This window comes from Pseudomonas alcaligenes, assembly GCF_041729615.1.
GTDB classification, from domain to species: Bacteria; Pseudomonadota; Gammaproteobacteria; order Pseudomonadales; family Pseudomonadaceae; genus Aquipseudomonas; species Aquipseudomonas alcaligenes_B.
The window spans coordinates 178793-191987 of the sequence record NZ_CP154874.1 but is presented as its reverse complement, the minus strand read 5'-3'; the positions used below and the strand labels follow the sequence as shown (position 1 = coordinate 191987).

The 13195-nt window shown below is 66.3% G+C and carries 14 protein-coding genes; all 14 read right to left on the bottom strand.

The window, feature by feature from the left end; translation table 11 throughout:
* Nucleotides 1-92: 92 nt before the first annotated feature.
* The 14 genes from flhF to AAG092_RS00885 all read right to left on the bottom strand — a co-directional run bounded on the left by flhF (nt 93) and on the right by AAG092_RS00885 (nt 13173).
* A complete protein-coding gene (gene flhF / locus AAG092_RS00950) occupies nt 93-1412 on the bottom strand; it encodes a flagellar biosynthesis protein FlhF (RefSeq protein ID WP_373388125.1) in 1320 nt (439 codons plus the stop codon).
* Nucleotides 1413-1424: 12 nt separating this feature from the next.
* Entirely contained in the window at nt 1425-3548 is a 2124-nt protein-coding gene (flhA, locus tag AAG092_RS00945) for a flagellar biosynthesis protein FlhA (RefSeq protein ID WP_373388124.1), read from the bottom strand.
* Between the two features lie 113 nt (nt 3549-3661).
* A complete protein-coding gene (flhB, locus tag AAG092_RS00940; RefSeq protein ID WP_373388123.1) occupies nt 3662-4798 on the bottom strand; it encodes a flagellar biosynthesis protein FlhB in 1137 nt (378 codons plus the stop codon).
* 9 nt (nt 4799-4807) lie between these two features.
* On the bottom strand, nt 4808-5584 hold the full coding sequence (gene fliR / locus AAG092_RS00935; RefSeq protein WP_373388122.1) for a flagellar biosynthetic protein FliR: 777 nt from the start codon (nt 5582-5584) through the stop codon (nt 4808-4810).
* Complete coding sequence (fliQ, locus tag AAG092_RS00930; RefSeq protein ID WP_110683722.1) at nt 5584-5853, bottom strand: flagellar biosynthesis protein FliQ; 270 nt, start codon at nt 5851-5853, stop codon at nt 5584-5586. Before fliQ ends, fliR begins: the two co-directional genes overlap by 1 nt.
* Before the next feature lie 10 nt (nt 5854-5863).
* On the bottom strand, nt 5864-6619 hold the full coding sequence (fliP, locus tag AAG092_RS00925; RefSeq protein ID WP_110683721.1) for a flagellar type III secretion system pore protein FliP: 756 nt from the start codon (nt 6617-6619) through the stop codon (nt 5864-5866).
* Nucleotides 6616-7050 carry a flagellar biosynthetic protein FliO gene (gene fliO / locus AAG092_RS00920; protein WP_373388121.1) on the bottom strand — a complete coding sequence of 145 codons (435 nt, stop codon included), beginning with the start codon at nt 7048-7050 and terminating at the stop codon, nt 6616-6618. The genes fliP and fliO overlap by 4 nt, the downstream gene beginning before the upstream one ends.
* 7 nt (nt 7051-7057) lie before the next feature.
* On the bottom strand, nt 7058-7528 hold the full coding sequence (gene fliN, locus AAG092_RS00915; protein WP_110683720.1) for a flagellar motor switch protein FliN: 471 nt from the start codon (nt 7526-7528) through the stop codon (nt 7058-7060).
* A gap of 85 nt (nt 7529-7613) precedes the next feature.
* Nucleotides 7614-8585, bottom strand: a complete 972-nt coding sequence (fliM, locus tag AAG092_RS00910; RefSeq protein WP_110683719.1) for a flagellar motor switch protein FliM — start codon at nt 8583-8585, stop codon at nt 7614-7616.
* Nucleotides 8586-8598: 13 nt separating this feature from the next.
* Complete coding sequence (gene fliL, locus AAG092_RS00905; RefSeq protein WP_110683718.1) at nt 8599-9138, bottom strand: flagellar basal body-associated protein FliL; 540 nt, start codon at nt 9136-9138, stop codon at nt 8599-8601.
* A gap of 212 nt (nt 9139-9350) precedes the next feature.
* A complete protein-coding gene (locus AAG092_RS00900) occupies nt 9351-10655 on the bottom strand; it encodes a flagellar hook-length control protein FliK (protein WP_373388120.1) in 1305 nt (434 codons plus the stop codon).
* Between the two features lie 80 nt (nt 10656-10735).
* A complete protein-coding gene (locus AAG092_RS00895) occupies nt 10736-11086 on the bottom strand; it encodes an Hpt domain-containing protein (RefSeq protein WP_110683716.1) in 351 nt (116 codons plus the stop codon).
* An 87-nt stretch (nt 11087-11173) separates the two neighbouring features.
* A complete protein-coding gene (locus AAG092_RS00890; protein WP_373388119.1) occupies nt 11174-12862 on the bottom strand; it encodes a SpoIIE family protein phosphatase in 1689 nt (562 codons plus the stop codon).
* A 5-nt stretch (nt 12863-12867) separates the two neighbouring features.
* Nucleotides 12868-13173 carry an STAS domain-containing protein gene (locus AAG092_RS00885; RefSeq protein WP_021702607.1) on the bottom strand — a complete coding sequence of 102 codons (306 nt, stop codon included), beginning with the start codon at nt 13171-13173 and terminating at the stop codon, nt 12868-12870.
* Nucleotides 13174-13195: the final 22 nt, after the last annotated feature.

The window sequence follows — 13195 nt, the reverse complement described above, 5'->3', positions numbered from 1 at the left end:
TCTCTTACCTTGTCTTGCCTGGTCTGGGCTGGTCGGGCAACTACACCGACCTGTTCCTACACACTAGAACGCCTTGCGCGCCACCGCCTGCCCTACCCCGCGCGACGCGGGTGGTAGAAGCCGGCAAACATGTCGGCCATGGCTTCCTCGCTCGGATCTTCCTCGGTCTGCAGGCTCACGGCGCGACTCACCAACTGGTGGCTGCGCGGTACCTGCAGATCGTCCGGAATCTTCGGCCCGTCAGCCAGATAGGCTACCGGGAGATGCTGGCTGATGGCCAGCCCCAGAACTTCACCTAGATTGGCCGCCTCGTCCACCTTGCTCAGGATGCAGCCGGCCAGGCCGCACTGCTTGTAGCTGTGATAGGCGGCCTTGAGCACCTGGGCCTGGCTGGTGGCAGCCAGCACCAGGTAGTTCTTCGCCTTCAGGCCGCGCGCAGCCAGGCTCTCCAGCTGCAGGCGCAGGGCCGGGTCGTTGCCCGGCAGGCCGGCGGTGTCGATCAGGATCACCTTCTTGCGCGCCAGCGGTGCCAGGGCCTGGATCAGCGACTGGCCCGGATCGACCTGGGTCACGGAAACGTTGAGGATGCGGCCGAGGGTCTTGATCTGCTCCTGGGCGCCGATACGGAAGCTGTCCATGCTGACCAGGGCGATGCTCTGCGAGCCGTACTTCAGCACGTAGCGCGCGGCCATCTTGGCCAGGGTGGTGGTCTTGCCCATGCCGGCCGGGCCGACCAGGGCGATCACCCCGCCCTCCTCCAGCGGCTCGACCGCCGGGGTCTTGATCGCATGGGCCAGATGGGCCAGCAGCATGCGCCAGGCCTGGCGCGGATCGGCGACCTTGGCCACGCGCTCCAGCAGCGCCTTGGACAGCTCGGCGGACAGGCCCATGCGCTGCAGGCGACGCCACAGGTTGGCCTGCTGCGGCTTGCGGTTCTGCAGCTGGCCCCAGGCGATGGAGCCCAACTGCACCTCGATCAGTTCACGCAGACCGTGCAGCTCGAAGCGCATGGCATCCAGGGCGCGCTGGTCGACCGCGGCGGCGGTCGGCTTGCTGGCAGCCTGCGGAGCGGCCACCGGGCGCTGCACCTTGACCGCAGTGGCCGGCAGCTCGGGAGCGATCAGCGATTCGTTGGCGAACAGCTGGCGATCCTTGCGCTCGTCGGCCACCGCGCGGATGGTCAGCTCGGCCTGGGCATTGGCGATCTTCGCCTGGGTCTTGCGCAGCTCGGCCTCCAGCGCCGGGTTGGGCGTACGCGCCGGGGTGGCCGGCTGGTAGTCCAGCGCCGCGGTCAGCTCCACGCCGCCGGCCACGCGGCGGTTGCCGATGATGGCGGCGTCGGCGCCCAGTTCGTCACGCACCAGCTTCATGGCGGTACGCATATCGGCGGCGAAGAAGCGTTTGACTTGCATGGCTTAGAACCCTCAGTTCTGGCCGACCGTGGCGACGATCGTGACCTGCTTGTTGTCCGGTATTTCCTGGTAGGCCAGTACATGCATGTTGGGTACGGCGAGCCGCGCGAATCGCGACAGCATCGCCCGGACCGGGCCGGCCACCAGCAGGATCACCGGCTTGCCGAGCATTTCCTGGCGCTGCGCCGCTTCCACCAGGGAGCGTTGCAGCTTCTCGGCCATTCCGGGTTCGAGGAGGATGCCATCCTCAGAGCCCTGACCGGCCTTCTGCAGGCTATTGAGCAATAACTGTTCCAACCTGGGCTCCAGAGTGATCACAGGCAGCTCCGGCTCTAGTCCCACAATGCTTTGCACGATTGCACGGGCCAGTGCGACGCGAACCGCGGCGACCATCGCGGCGGGATCTTGACTCTTGCCGGCGACATTGGAGATGGCCTCGGCGATGCTGCGGATATCGCGCACCGGCACCTGCTCCTGCAGCAGCGCCTGCAGCACCTTGAGCAGGGTCGACAGCGAGACCATGCCCGGCACCAGCTCCTCGGCCAGCTTCGGCGAGGTCTTGGCCAGCAGCTGCAGCAACTGCTGCACCTCCTCATGGCCGATCAGCTCATGGGCATGCTTGTGCAGGACCTGGTTGAGGTGGGTGGCGACCACGGTGCTGGCATCCACCACCGTGTAGCCGAGCGACTGCGCCTGGTCGCGCTGGCTCGGGTCGATCCACACCGCTTCCAGGCCGAACGCCGGATCCTTGGCGGCGATGCCGTTGAGGGTGCCGAACACCTGGCCGGGGTTGATCGCCAGTTCGCGCTCCGGATACACCTCGGCCTCGGCCACGCTGACGCCCATCAGGGTCAGGCGATAGGCATTGGGCAACAGGTCGAGGTTGTCGCGGATATGTACCGACGGCATCAGGAAGCCCATCTCCTGCGACAGCTTCTTGCGCACGCCCTTGATCCGCGCCAGCAACTGCCCCCCCTGGTTGCGATCCACCAGCGGGATCAGGCGGTAGCCGACCTCCAGGCCTACCATGTCCACCGGGGTGACGTCGTCCCAGCCCAGCTCCTTGACCTCCTGGGCCTTCTGCGCCGGCAGCAGCTCCTGCTGGCGCTTGACCTCCTTGACCTCCTCCTCCTTGACCTTGCGCTGCTTGTTGGCAATCCAGTAGGCCGCGCCGGCCGCGATCAGGCCGAGACCGATGAAAGGTACGTGCGGCATGCCCGGCACCAGGCCCATGGTGATCATGATCGCTGCCGACACGGCCAGGGCCTTGGGCGAGGCGAACATCTGTCGGCTGACCTGGGCCCCCATATCTTCGGAAGTGGAGACCCGGGTGACCATGATGGCGGCGGCGGTGGACAGCAGCAGCGAGGGGATCTGCGCCACCAGGCCGTCGCCGATGGTCAGCAGGGTGTAGATGCGCCCGGCCTCGGCAAAGGCCAGGTCGTGCTGCAGCACGCCGATGGCAATGCCGCCGATGAGGTTGATGAAGAGAATCAGCAGGCCGGCCACGGCGTCGCCGCGGACGAACTTCGAGGCACCGTCCATCGAACCGTAGAAGTCGGCCTCCTGGGCCACCTCGGCACGGCGCCGCTTGGCCTCGGCCTGGTCGATCAGGCCGGCATTGAGGTCGGCGTCGATGGCCATCTGCTTGCCGGGCATGGCGTCCAGGGTGAAACGCGCGCTCACCTCGGAAATGCGCCCTGCACCCTTGGTGACCACCACGAAGTTGATGATCATCAGGATGGCGAACACCACGGCGCCGACCACGTAGTTGCCGCCGATCACCACCTCGCCGAAGGCCTGGATCACCTTGCCCGCGGCGTCATGCCCCTCCTGGCCGTGCAGCAGCACCACGCGGGTGGAGGCGACGTTCAGCGCCAGGCGCAGCAGGGTCGCGGCCAGCAGCACGGTGGGGAAGACGGCGAAGTCCAGCGGCCTCAGCGAGTAGATGGCGACCAGCAGGACCACGATGGACAGGGCGATGCTGAAGGTGAACAGCACGTCGAGGAGGAACGGCGGGATCGGCAGCATGACCATGGCGAGCATGACCAGCAGCAGCAGCGGAATACCCAGATTGCCATGGCGCAACCCCGCCAGGTTGCTGCGTACGTCCCCGATGATTTGCGCACGATCCACTGCCACTTGTTATCCCCAGCCCATTCAATCTTTTGACGCGAAAGGCGCCGTGCAGGGGTAATGGCAAGAAGCATTCCAACTCTGCCGCGAAGGCAAGAGAGACGGCCGCGCCGCTACTCGTCGCGGCGCAAATCCGGCGGGATCGGCAGGTCCGGCAGCGGCCCCGGGCGCTTGCCCTTGCCGGCGCGGAACTGCTTGAGCTGATAGACGTAGGCCAGTACCTGGGCCACGGCCAGGTACAGGCCGGCGGGAATTTCCTGGTCGACCTCGGTGGAGAAGTACACCGCCCGCGCCAGGGCCGGCGACTCGAGCAGGGTGACCTTGTGCTCCTGGGCGATCTCGCGGATCTTCAGCGCCAGGAAATCGCCACCCTTGGCCAGCAGCACCGGCGCATTGCCCTTCTCCGGGTCGTACTTGAGGGCCACGGCGAAGTGGGTCGGGTTGGTGATCACCACGTCCGCCTCCGGCACCTGCTGCATCATGCGCCGCTCCGCCATCTGCCGCTGCAGCTGGCGGATCTTCGACTTGACCTCGGGCTTGCCTTCGCTGTCCTTGTACTCGTCCTTGACCTCCTGCTTGGTCATCATCAGCTTCTGCTTGGTATCCCAGAGCTGGAACGGCACGTCCACCGCGGCGATCAGGATCAACCCGCAGGCCATCCACAGCAGGCTCCAGCCGGTCACCAGCATGGCATGCAGGATGGCCGCCTCGACCGGCTCGTCAGCGATGGCCAGCAGGTCGTCCTGGTCCGCCTTGAGCACCGCCAGGGCCACCAGCAGGATGATCACGAACTTGGCCAGGGCCTTGAGCAGCTCGACCAGGGCCTTGGTGGAGAACATGCGCTTGAGCCCCTCCCAAGGGTTCATGCGGCTGAACTTGGGCTGCAGCGCCTCGCTGGAAAACAGCCAGCCGCCCAGGGCGACCGGCCCTATGATGGAGGCGATCAGCATCACGATGAAGAACGGCTGCAGCGCCAGCAACGCCTCCATGCCGGTGCTCAGCAGGTGGCGGACCATGGAGCCGTCGTCCAGCAGCACTTCGCGCGGCAGGGCGAAATTTCCCTGCATCATGCCGAGCATGGCCTGGCCCATCTGCGCGCCGAAGATCAGCAGCGCCGCAGCGCCGCCGAAGGTCACCGCCAGGGTGCTGAGCTCCCGCGAACGGGCGATCTGGCCTTTCTTGCGCGCCTCTTCCAGACGCTTGCTTGTTGGCTCCTCGCTCTTGTCCGCGCCGCTTTCGCTCTCTGCCACGGAGCCTCCTCAGCGTACGCGCGCGAGTTCGCGCAACTGTTGTAGGGCTTCGCTGGTGAGCACCTGGAAGTGCGCCAGGAAGTCGGTCAGCCCCAGCCAGAAGATGAACATGCCGAGCACCAGGGTCAGCGGGAAGCCGATGGAGAAGATGTTCAGCTGCGGCGCGGCGCGGGTCATCACGCCGAAGGCCAGGTTGATGATCAGCAGCGCGGTGACCGTCGGCAGCGACAGCAGCAGGCCGGCGGCGATCACCCAGGCCAGCTTGCCGGCCAGTTCCCAGTAATGGTCGAGCAGCAGGCCCTGGCCCACCGGTAGGGTGACGAAACTCTCGGCCAGCACCTCGAACACCACCAGGTGTCCGTTCATGGCGAGGAACAGCAGGGTCACCAGCATCAGCAGGAATTGCGCCAGCACCGGCACCGACACGCCGTTGGCCGGATCGACCATGGAGGCGAAACCCAGGCCCATCTGCATGGCGATGATCTGCCCGGCCACGGTGAACAGGTGGAAGTACAGCTGCAGGACGAAGCCGAACATCACCCCGATCAGCACCTGTTCGCCGATCAGCAGCATGGCCTGCAGGCTCACCGCATCCACCCGCGGCATCGGCGGCAGGGTCGGCGCCAGCACCAGGCAGATGGCCAGGGCTAGGTACAGGCGCACCCGCGCCGGCACCAGCTGGGTGCCGATCACCGGCATCACCATCAGCATGGAGGCGATGCGAAACAGCGGCAGGAGGAACTGGCCCACCCAGCCGCCGATCTGCGCATTGGTCAGTTCGAGCATCAGCCTATCAACAGCGGAATGTTCTGCACCAGCGTCTGGGTGTACTCCATCAGCTCGCGCACCAGCCAGGGCCCCGCCCACATCAGGGTGAGCAACATCACCAGCAGGCGCGGGATGAAGCTCAGGGTCTGTTCGTTGATCTGCGTGGCGGCCTGGAACATAGCCACCAGCAGGCCCACCAGCAGGCTCGGCAGCACCAGCAGGCCGACGATCAGGGCGGTCAGCCAGAGCGCTTCGCGGAACAGGTCGACGGCGATTTCGGGAGTCATCTGGGCCTCGCTATATCGTGCCGAAGCTGCCGGCCAGGGTGCCCATGATCAGCGCCCAGCCATCGACCAGGACGAACAGCATGATCTTGAACGGCAGGGAAATGATCAGTGGCGACAGCATCATCATGCCCATGGCCATGAGGATGCTGGCCACCACCATGTCGATGATCAGGAACGGGATGAAGATCATGAAGCCGATCTGGAACGCGGTCTTCAGCTCGGAGGTGACGAAGGCCGGGATCAGGATGGTCAGCGGCGCCTGCTCGGGCGAGGCGATATCGGTACGCTTGGACAGGCGCACGAACAGCTCCAGGTCCGAGGCGCGGGTCTGCGCCAGCATGAACTCCTTGATCGGCACCTCGGCCCGGGCGATCGCCTGCTGCGCCGGCAGCTGCTCGTTGAGGTAGGGTTGCAGGGCGTCCTGGTTAATCCTGTCGAACACCGGGGCCATGATGAACAGGGTCAGGAACAGGGCCAGGCCGATGAGAATCTGGTTCGACGGCGTCTGCTGCAGGCCCAGGGCCTGGCGCAGGATGGAGAACACGATGATGATGCGGGTGAAGCTGGTCATCAGCATGACGAACGCCGGGATGAAACTCAGCGCCGTCATGATCAGCAGGATCTGCAGGCTGACCGAATACTCCTGCTGCCCCTCGGCATTGGTGCTGAGGGTGATGGCCTTGATCGACAGCGGGTCGTCAGCGCCGAACGCCAGGGGCGCGGCCAGGGCCAGCAAGAGGGTCAGCAGGATGCGCCAGGGGCTCATGTCTTGTCCTTCTGGTCCTTGCCGAGTAGCTCCATCAGGCGCTGGGCGAATTCCGGGGTAGCCGGCGTAGCGGCGTCGAGCGGCACCGGCTCCCTGAGCACGTGCAGCGGCGTGATGCGCCCGGCGCTGATGCCAAGCAGAATCTGCTCGCCACCGACCTGGACCAGCAGCAGGCGGTCACGCGGGCCCAGGGCCTGGCTGGCCACCAGCTTGATCGCCTGACTGCCGCGCGGGCCGATCTGCTGCACCCGGCGCAGCAGCCAGGCCAGGGCGAAGATCAGGCCGACCACCAGCAGCAGGCCGAACAGCAACTGCGCCAGCTGGCCACCGATATCGCTGCCGGCCATGGGCGTGGTCGCCACCTTGGCCACCGGTTCGGCCGCCAGCGCCGTCAACGGCGCCAGCAGGAGAAGGCTGCAAAGTCCACGCATCATCACCTCAGCGCAGTTTCTTGATGCGTTCGCTGGGGCTGATCACGTCGGTCAGGCGGATGCCGAACTTCTCGTTGACCACCACCACCTCGCCATGGGCGATCAGGGTGCCGTTGACCAGCACGTCCAGCGGCTCGCCGGCCAGGCGGTCGAGTTCCACCACCGAGCCCTGGTTGAGCTGCAGCAGGTTGCGGATGCTGATCTCGGTGCTGCCGACTTCCATGGAGATGGACACCGGGATGTCGAGGATCACGTCCAGGTTCGGGCCCTCCAGGGCCACCGGACCATTGCCCGGCTTGGGCGCGGCGCCGAACTCTTCCATCGCCATGCGCGGCGCGGCCGGAGCGGCGGCGCCACCCTGGTTCATCAGCGCATCGATGTCGTCCTGCCCGGCATCGCCGGCCTCGGCCAGGGCCGCGGCCCACTCGTCGGCCAGGGCCTGCTCTTCTGGGCTGGTACCTTCGTTTTCGTCTGCCATCGCTCTACCTCGGCTGGCTGTCTATCTGTTCATCTGGCGGGCCGGACCGGCCGCTCAGGTTAATGACTACCCGCATCAGCGCGCCTTAGCGCAGGCGTTCCACGGGTTCGAGAATCTGCAGGGCCAGGTTGCCCTTGTGCGCGCCCAGCTTGACCTTGAAGGCAGCCACGCCGTTGGCGCGCATGATCATCTGCTCCGGCAGTTCCACCGGGATCACATCGCCCGGCTGCATGTGCAGGATGTCGCGCAGCTTGAGCTGGCGGTGGGCCAGGGTCGCGCCGAGCGGCACCTTGACGTCGAGGATGTCCTCGCGCAGGGCCTTGATCCAGCGCTCGTCCTGGTCGTCGACGTCGGACTGGAAGCCGGCGTCGAGCATCTCGCGGATCGGCTCGATCATCGAATAGGGCATGGTGATGTGCAGGTCGCCACCACCACCGTCCAGCTCGATATGGAAGGTGGAAACCACCACCACCTCACTGGGGCTGACGATGTTGGCCAGGGCCGGGTTCACTTCCGAGTTGATGTACTCGAAGTTGACGTCCATCACCGCGTGCCAGGCTTCCTTCAGGTCGATGAAGGCCTGGTCGATGACCATGCGCACCACGCGCAGCTCGGTGGGGGTGAACTCGCGGCCCTCGATCTTGGCGTGGCGACCGTCGCCACCGAAGAAGTTGTCCACCAGCTTGAACACCAGTTTGGCGTCGAGGATGAACAGCGCGGTGCCGCGCAGCGGCTTCATCTTCACCAGGTTGAGGCTGGTCGGCACGTAGAGCGAATGCACGTACTCGCCGAACTTCATCACCTGCACGCCGCCCACCGCCACATCGGCGGAGCGGCGCAGCAGGTTGAACATGCTGATGCGGGTATAGCGGGCGAAACGCTCGTTGATCATCTCCAGGGTCGGCATGCGTCCGCGGACGATGCGATCCTGGCTGGTCAGGTCGTAGCTCTTGACGCTGCCGGGCTCGCCGGCATCCTCGGTCTCGACCAGGCCATCGTCGACGCCATGCAGCAGCGCGTCGATCTCGTCCTGTGACAGCAGGTCTTGTACGGCCATGGCTAGCTCCCGCCTACTGCAGCACGATATTGGTGAACAGTACCTGTTCGACCACGGTTTTGCCGGTTTCCTTCTGCGCCAGCTCCTGCACCACCGCGGTGGCCTGGCTGCGCAGCATCTCCTTGCCGACCGGGGTCATCAGGGCGCCGAAATCCTGGCCGGAGAACAGCATGACCAGGCGGTTGCGCACCAGCGGCAGATGCACCTTGAGGGCGTCCAGTTCGGCCTGGTTGCGCGCCATCAGCGCCACGCTGACCTGCATGTAGCGCTGCCGCCCCTGGTAGTTGTAGTTGGCGATGAAAGCCGGGGCGATGGCCTCGTAGATGGCCGGCTGCTTGACCGGTGGCGCCGTTTCGCTGGCGCTCTCCTCGGCCGCCGCCTCATCCTCAGCCCCCTTGTCCTTGCCCAGGAAGAACAGCGTCGCGCCTACCGAGAGGCCCACCGCCAGCAGCAGGGCCACGACGATCAGGATGATGAGCTTGAGCTTGCCCTTGCCGCCGGTCTTCTCGCCGCCTTCGGCCGCCGGGGGTTTGGGAGCTGGTTTCTTTGCCATGCCAGAAATCCGTCACTGAACTGAGATTTGTCCTTGGTCAAGGGCTTAGGAGCAAGTGTTATGCCACCTTGTAAACAAGATAGTCCTTTACCGCGTCCCCCGATACCGGCTGCCGATATACCAAGGCAACGGTCACCTGTCACCCTAAAACGACTGCGCCCGGTGCTTTATCGGCACCGGGCGCAGTTCCCTGTAACAGGCTCTGGCAGGCGTCAGGCGTAGTAATCCACCAGCCAGCGCGGCGCCGATCCGGCGGCCGGAGTGCGGATCTCGCTGACACCGCTCAGCACTTCCTCATCGCCGGAGCCACCCAGGCCACGACCCGCGGAGCGCCCCTGGCCCTCCTCGCCACCGCCCTGGGAGCCACGCGCCAGGGACTGGTCGGAGACGTTGACGTCGAGCTGGTTCATGCCCTGCTGGGCGAACAGCTCGCGCAGGCGGTGGGCCTGGCCTTCCAGCTGGTCACGCACGTTGGCGTTGGCGCTGACGAAGGTGACCTGGGCCGCCTGGTCCTTGTTCAGCTCGATACGCACCTCCAGGCGCCCCAGCTCGGCCGGGTCGAGCTGGATCTCGGCGGACTTGAGGTTCTGGCTGGACAGCCACATGACCTTGTCCACCACCGCCTCGCTCATCCCAGGCTGGCCGACCTGCAGCGGCTGACCCGGTACCAGTGGCGGGCGCTGGGCGGCGCCGGTCTGCTGGTTGATGGCCTGGCTCAGGGCGCTGAGCTTGCTGGCGAAGGCTTCGGCCCGCGCATCACTCTGCCCTTCGCGAAGATTCGGCACTGAGGTATCCAGGGCCTCGCCGAGCAACTCGCCCTCCAGCCCCTCGCTCGGCGCGTCCTCGCTGGGCATGGCTTCGCCGGCGAAGGCCGCCAGGGCATTGGCGAAGCCCTGGCCCGGGTTGCTGGCCCGCTCGGCGGCGACCGCGCCAGGACTCAACTGCTGCTGGGCTGCGGCCTGATTCTGGGCGCCGACCTCAAGCGCCAGCTTCACCGCTGGCAGACTGTTGAGCATGTCCAGCTCGGGATCGTGACTGGCCTCGGTGAGGGTGGCCGGTGCGGCGCTGGCCACCGTCGGGGTTGCCGCCTGCAACAGCGGATCGGCCGTGTCGGCCGTCATCTGCGCGTCACCGCTCAGTGCCGGATCGACGGTCTCCTCGGCCGGCAGTTGGCCAGTCATGGCCATCAGCAGCAGCGGGTCGACGACCTCCTCGCCGCCTTCGGGCAGATCCTCCGGCAAGCCTTTGCCGCTTTCGGCAACGACCGGCTGCTCGACGGCTGCCTCGTCCTCGGCCTCGTCTGTCGGCCTGGCTTCGGCCGAGCGTTCCTCGGCAGCCTTGGCGCTCGCCTCCTTGCGCTCGGCAGCCTTGGCCTGGCGCTCCTTGGCATAGACCTCGGCGAAGCTGGAGTCCCCGTTCTTGACGGGCTCCGCGCCTCCGGACGGGGCCTTGGCGGCAGGCGCCTTGGGCCGCACTTCGGGCGCGGACTGGAGGAGGAAGTCGGGTGCAACGGACATGGGTACTCTCCGTTAGGGATGGATCGTACCGGGGATAGAGCAAGGGCCGGGCCAACTCGGCCACCCCGCCCGAAAAGACTTCAGCGGTAACGCTGGCGCTCGGACTTGAGCAGGATGCGCACGATGGCGAACTCGCGGCCGATCTGTTCGATCAGCGCCGGCGCTTCCTCCAGCCGCTCGCGCCGGGCGGCCTCCTCCAACTGCTTGCACAGCCCGGCCAGCAGGGGCGCGCCCATGTTGCTGCAGCTGCCTTTGAAGCTGTGGGCGGCCAGGCGCAGGGCCTGGGCGTCGGCGGCGGCCATGGCCGCCTGGATATGCCGTTGGCGCTCGTCCGAATCGACCAGGAAGGTATCCAGCAGCACGGGATACTCTTCCCCCATGACATCCTGCAGGGAGGCCAACACGTTCTGATCGAGATGGTTATCGGACACCGGCTCACTCCATGATCGGACAACGCCGCGATTATGCCTGAGATGGGAGGCGCGTCGCCTGCGCATATTGGCAATACGCCATCACCGTCACACTGGCCAGCGAAACTCCACCCTCACGCCGCGGCCATCGCTGCTCCACTGGCACTGGTCGGCCAGCTTGCGCACCAGGTGCAGGCCGCGCCCGCTCAGGCGTCCGCAATCGGCCGGCTGGGCGAAGGTGCCGGCCACGTCGAAACCGGCGCCGCTATCCTGCACGCCGATACTCAGGCGCCCGCCCTCGGCTTCCGGGCTCAGGTGCAGGTCGAAGCGTACGAAACCATCCTGCAGCCCCTGCAGGCGCGAACCACGCTCCTGGTAATAGCGGGCAAAGCCCTGGGCATCGGCCTTGAGCGCCGAGTCCAGGCCCAGCACGCCATGCTCCAGGGCATTGGAATAGAGCTCGGCCAGCACGGTGTAGAGCGCCCCGCCCTGGGCCCGCAGGCCTTGCACTTCCATCAGCAGCTGCAGCAGGAAGGGCAGCGGGTTGAAGCGCTTGAGCGTCTCGGCACGAAACTCGAAGCTGGCCGACCAGTCCAGCGGGCTGCTCTGCCCGCTGTCGGAAAAGGACAGCGCCGGGCGTCTGAGCTCGCCCTCCTCGGCCATGCACAGCTCGATCATGCTGACATCGTCCTGGGCCTCGCCGCGAAAAGCCGCCAGGGCCCGCTGGATCTCGTCGAACATGTCTGCCGGCGGGTGACCGGCGGCGAACACCTGCAGCAGGCGCTCCTCGCCGAACAGATGGCCGGCGGCATCGCGGGTCTCCAGCACGCCGTCGGACAACAGGAAGATGCGATCGCCCGCCTCCAGCGGGTGAACTTCGTAGTCGTCCTTGAAGGACGCCGGCTCGAGCACACCCAGCGGCAGATGGCGCGACACCAGCGGCACCCGCTCGCCAGTGGCGGCGCGCAGCAGGTGGCCATCCGGCAGGCCACCGTTCCATACCTCCACCACCCGGCGCTGGAAACTCAGGTTGAGCAGCGTGGCGCAGCAGAACACGCCAACCGGCAGGATGCGTTTGAGCTTGGCGTTCATCTCGCGCAGGATCTCGGCCATCGAGAAGCCCTTGGCGGTCATGCCGTAGAACACCTCGGCCAGCGGCATGGCGCCGATCGCCGCCGGCAGGCCGTGGCCGGTGAAGTCGCCGAGCAGCACGTGCATGCCGCCGGAGGGCTTGAACGCGGCCAGCAGCAGGTCGCCATTGAACAGGGCGAAGGGCGACTGCAGGTAGCGGATATTGGCGGCATTGAGGCAGCCGGAATGGGCCACCTTGTCGAACACCGCCTTGGCCACCCGTTGCTCGTTGACCAGATGCTCGTTGTGCTTGGCGATCAGGTCACGCTGCCGGCGCACCGTGTCCTGCAGGCGGCGCAGGCGATCCATGGCACGGATCTTGGCATCCAGGATGACCTGGTTGTAGGGCTTGGCGAGGAAGTCGTCGCCCACCTCCAGACAGCGCACCAGGGCTTCGCTTTCGGTCAGCGAGGTGAGGAAGATGATCGGCACCAGCTCCTCGCCGGCCAGCTCCTTGATCCGCCGCGCGGCCTCGAAACCGTCCATCACCGGCATCAGGGCGTCCATCAGCACCAGCTGCGGGCGTTCCTGCTCGAACAGCGCCAGCGCCTCCAGGCCGTTGCCCGCGGTCAGCACCCGGTGCCCCTGGCGGCTGACGATGGTGGACAGCAGCATGCGGTCGGCCGCGCTGTCCTCGGCGATCAGGATGGACAGGCGCCCGGTCATGGTGATCAGCCGATCTGGAACAGCTGTTCGAAGTTGGAGATGGAGAGGATCTTGCGCACGTCGGGGTTGCAGTTGACCAGGCTGATGCGCGCATGGTCGCCGCCGGCGTGGTCGCGCAGCAACAGGAGCATGCCCAGGGCCGAGCTGTCCAGGTAGGTGGCGCCCTTGAGGTCGACCACATAACGCTTGGGCGTGGCGCTCACCCGCTCGTAGGCATCGCGGAATTCCTGATGCGCGGAGAAGTCGAAGCGGCCCTGGATATGGATGGTCAGCTCCTGTCCGTCGCTCGAGGGCAGCGCGGTGATGGCCATGTGGAACTCCTTGTTGGTTCTT

Bases quoted from the DNA above. Each gene is read 5' to 3' on its own strand.
- AAG092_RS00885 (WP_021702607.1), bottom strand. From the start codon at position 13,173: ATGGCCATCACCGCGCTGCCCTCGAGCGACGGACAGGAGCTGACCATC.
- fliR (WP_373388122.1), bottom strand. From the start codon at position 5,584: ATGCTCGAACTGACCAATGCGCAGATCGGCGGCTGGGTGGGCCAGTTC.
- fliM (WP_110683719.1), bottom strand. From the start codon at position 8,585: ATGGCCGTACAAGACCTGCTGTCACAGGACGAGATCGACGCGCTGCTG.
- fliQ (WP_110683722.1), bottom strand. From the start codon at position 5,853: ATGACTCCCGAAATCGCCGTCGACCTGTTCCGCGAAGCGCTCTGGCTG.
- fliL (WP_110683718.1), bottom strand. From the start codon at position 9,138: ATGGCAAAGAAACCAGCTCCCAAACCCCCGGCGGCCGAAGGCGGCGAG.
- flhF (WP_373388125.1), bottom strand. From the start codon at position 1,412: ATGCAAGTCAAACGCTTCTTCGCCGCCGATATGCGTACCGCCATGAAG.
- fliP (WP_110683721.1), bottom strand. From the start codon at position 6,619: ATGAGCCCCTGGCGCATCCTGCTGACCCTCTTGCTGGCCCTGGCCGCG.
- AAG092_RS00900 (WP_373388120.1), bottom strand. From the start codon at position 10,655: ATGTCCGTTGCACCCGACTTCCTCCTCCAGTCCGCGCCCGAAGTGCGG.
- fliN (WP_110683720.1), bottom strand. From the start codon at position 7,528: ATGGCAGACGAAAACGAAGGTACCAGCCCAGAAGAGCAGGCCCTGGCC.
- AAG092_RS00890 (WP_373388119.1), bottom strand. From the start codon at position 12,862: ATGACCGGGCGCCTGTCCATCCTGATCGCCGAGGACAGCGCGGCCGAC.
- fliO (WP_373388121.1), bottom strand. From the start codon at position 7,050: ATGCGTGGACTTTGCAGCCTTCTCCTGCTGGCGCCGTTGACGGCGCTG.